Source organism: Streptomyces sp. NPDC045956 (assembly GCF_056430705.1).
On record NZ_JBWKKZ010000001.1, the window covers coordinates 443,830 to 446,926 of the forward strand.

Consider the following 3,097-nt stretch of genomic DNA (forward strand, 5'->3'; position numbering starts at 1 on the left):
GTGCGCCGGTGCGCAGGTGGGACAGCGCGGGGTCGATCAGCTGGGGCTGGGAGCGGTCCAAGGTGACGTCGGGTGACTTCGACGGTGACGGCCGCAGCGATGTGGGTGTGCTGTACGGCAACGGGCTGGGGAGTGACGGTTCGAACCGGACGGCGCTGTGGACGCTGACGAGCAGCGGTGCCGGGTTCGGTGCGCCGGTGCGCAGGTGGGACAGCGCGGGGTCGATCAGCTGGGGCTGGGAGCGGTCCAAGGTGACGTCGGGTGACTTCGACGGTGACGGCCGCACCGACGTGGGTGTGCTGTACGACAACGGTCAGGGCACCGACGGTTCGAACCGGACCGCGCTGTGGACGCTGACGAGCAGCGGTGCCGGGTTCGGTGCGCCGGTGCGCAAGTGGGAGAGCGCTGCCTCCGGCAGCTGGACCTGGTCCCGCAGCGAACTCACCTGACCGCATCCGGACGGCGCGTTCCGGCGTCTGTTCCGGTATGGACCTCGAGAAGCGGCCGCTGGGCCGTCCGCAGGAGCCGCCGCGGCGATCGGACCCGGAAGGGTGCGTCGCCGCGGCGATCCGCGTTCCGGTGCGGATCGTCGTCCTGGTGCTGGTCGTGCCGGTGCGGCTGGTGTGGGACGCGCTCGTCGTCGCCGGGCGGGTCGTGCGGGACACGGTGCTCCGCCCGGTCGGGCGGGCGCTGGCGTGGCTCGGGCGGGCCGTCTTCGTGTGGCCGCTGGTCGGGGTGTGGCGGTACCTCGTCGTGCCCCTGGCCAAGGGGGCGGCCTGGCTGGGGTACGTACTGCTCGTCGTGCCGGCGGTGTGGGTGTACCGGTGGGTGCTGACGCCGGTGGGGCAGGTCCTCGCATGGTGCGCCGGGCGGGTGGGCGCCGTGCTCGCCGCCGTGGGGCGCGGTCTGTACGCCGTGCTCGCAGTGGTCGGGCGCGGTGTGTACGCCGTGCTCGCGGCGTTGGCGCGGGGGCTCGTCGTCGTCCCCGCGGTGTGGCTGTGGACCTGGGTCCTCACCCCGGTGGGGCACGCGCTCGCCTGGTGCGGCCGAGGGCTGGCCCGGTGCCTGCGCGTGGTGGCCACCGGCGTCGGCGTGGCGCTGTACTGGACCGTTCGGGTGCTGTTGGTGCTGCCGGCCCTCGCCGTGTGGCGGTGGGTGCTCGCACCGGTCGGCCGGGTGCTGGTGGTCGTCGGCACGGAGGTCCGGGACGCCCTCGGCCATGCCTGGCGGATCGCGGGGTACGTGTCCCTCGCCGTCGGGCGGTTCCTCGCCGCCCTCGTGCGGTGGACCGTCGTCGAGCCGGCGCGCTGGGCCTATCGGAGCGTCCTGACCCCGGTGGGGCACGCCGTGCGGGACACCGTCCTGCGGCCCCTCGCCAAGGCTTCGCGCGCCGCCGGGCGTGCGACCCGGCGGGCGCTCGCCTCCGTCCGGACGACCGTGCGGCAGGCCAGGGCCGACGTGCGGCGGGCGCTCTTCGGGGAGCCCCCGAGGGCTCGGCCGGTGGCCCGGCGGGAACCATCCGTCGCCGAGGCACGTACTCTTGGTAGTAGTACGACCGCTCTCACGAAGGACTGAACGACACTGGGCAAGCGACAGCCCGAAGGCCCGCCGCCCGTACCCGCGGTGCAGCGCATCCGACTGCGTTACACCAAGCGCGGCCGCCTCCGGTTCACCAGCCACCGTGACTTCCAGCGCGCCTTCGAGCGTGCGCTGCGCCGAGCCGAGGTGCCCATGGCGTACTCGGCGGGGTTCACGCCGCATCCGAAGGTGTCGTACGCCAATGCCGCACCCACCGGCACGGGCAGCGAGGCGGAGTACCTGGAGATCGCGCTCACCGCAGCGCGTGACCCGGAGCAGCTCAGACTGCTCCTCGACGAGTCGCTCCCCACCGGGCTCGACATCGTCGAGGCGGTCGAGGCCCGGACCTCCGGGCTCGCCGACCGGCTGACGGCTTCCGTGTGGGAGCTGCGGCTGGACGGTGTGGAGGCCGCGGACGCCGATCGCGCCGTGGCGGCTTTCAACTCGGCCGAGGCCGTCGAGGTCCAGCGCAGGACGAAGAACGGCGTCCGTACCTTCGACGCCCGCTCCGCCGTCGTGCGTCTCGAGACCGCCACCACGCACGGTTCACCGGCTGATAGGCCGACCGACCGGCCCTGTGCGATACTGCGGCTGGTTGTTCGGCACGTGACGCCTGCCGTACGACCCGACGACGTCCTGTCCGGTCTTCGCGCCGTGGCCGACCTGGCGCCGCCGGTCCCCGCAGCGGTGACCAGGCTGGCGCAGGGGCTGCTCGATGAAGAGACCGGTGCGGTGACCGACCCGCTCGCGCCCGACCGCGAGGCAGAAGCGCCCGAGCCGCAACCGGCCGCCGCTTCCGCCGCCGCGACGGCGTCGGCGTAAGGAAGGTTCCGCGTAGGGACGGGCGTCGTAGCGCCGCCCTGGAACTCGGGAGCCACCTGGGCCGGGCAGCGCACCCACCACAAGACTTTCGCCAGGCCGTGCACGACAAGGGGTACGGAACCGGCGAGACAAGACACGGAGAGCTCCCGAGTGGCGCCCGCGCCCCGGACGGCGGCGACCGCGCATCGCGCGAGCCGCGGACGTCACCGGCGGTCGACCAGATCGATGCCGGACCAGGCGCGGCGCCCGGGAGCCTGACGGGAGAAACCCCCGCATGCTCGAACCGACCGAACCCACCGGGTCCGCGACCACCTCGACGGACGCCGAGTCGAACACCCCCAGCGACACCCTGCCGCCGCGTCGACGGCGCAGGGCCGCGTCCCGCCCGGCGGGACCGCCGTCCGGTGCCGAGGCTCCGGCGGAGTCCGTCACCGCGGCCGCGGTGACCGCCCCGGCCGACGAGGCCGACGAGGCCGAGGAGACGGACGAGACGGTGACCGAGGAGACCCCGGCCGCCGAGGCGACCCCGGAGCCCGCGCCCGCGGCTCGCCCGCGACGCCGTGCCGTGCGCCGTGCCTCCGCGCCCGCCGGGACTCCGGCGTCGGAGGAGGCGGCCGAGACCGTCGTGCCGGCTTCCCCCGTGGCCGAGGCTCCCGTGCAGGCCGAGGCCGCCGCTGAGCCGGTCGAGGACGCGGCT

Annotated in this window: 3 protein-coding genes and 1 pseudogene; all 4 read left to right on the forward strand. The window is 74.6% G+C overall.

The genetic code is table 11. From position 1 onward, the window contains the following. A partial coding sequence (locus tag AC07FV_RS01930) for an FG-GAP repeat domain-containing protein (protein WP_479083941.1) occupies nucleotides 1–449 on the forward strand: 449 nt, incomplete at its 5' end. A 37-nt stretch (nucleotides 450–486) separates the two neighbouring features. Next, a complete protein-coding gene (locus AC07FV_RS01935) occupies nucleotides 487–1,575 on the forward strand; it encodes a hypothetical protein (RefSeq protein ID WP_479083942.1) in 1,089 nt (362 codons plus the stop codon). 48 nt (nucleotides 1,576–1,623) lie between these two features. After that, entirely contained in the window at nucleotides 1,624–2,400 is a 777-nt protein-coding gene (locus AC07FV_RS01940) for a TIGR03936 family radical SAM-associated protein (RefSeq protein WP_479083944.1), read from the forward strand. A gap of 274 nt (nucleotides 2,401–2,674) precedes the next feature. Next, a pseudogene (locus AC07FV_RS01945) lies at nucleotides 2,675–3,097 on the forward strand (Rne/Rng family ribonuclease); the annotation flags it as partial.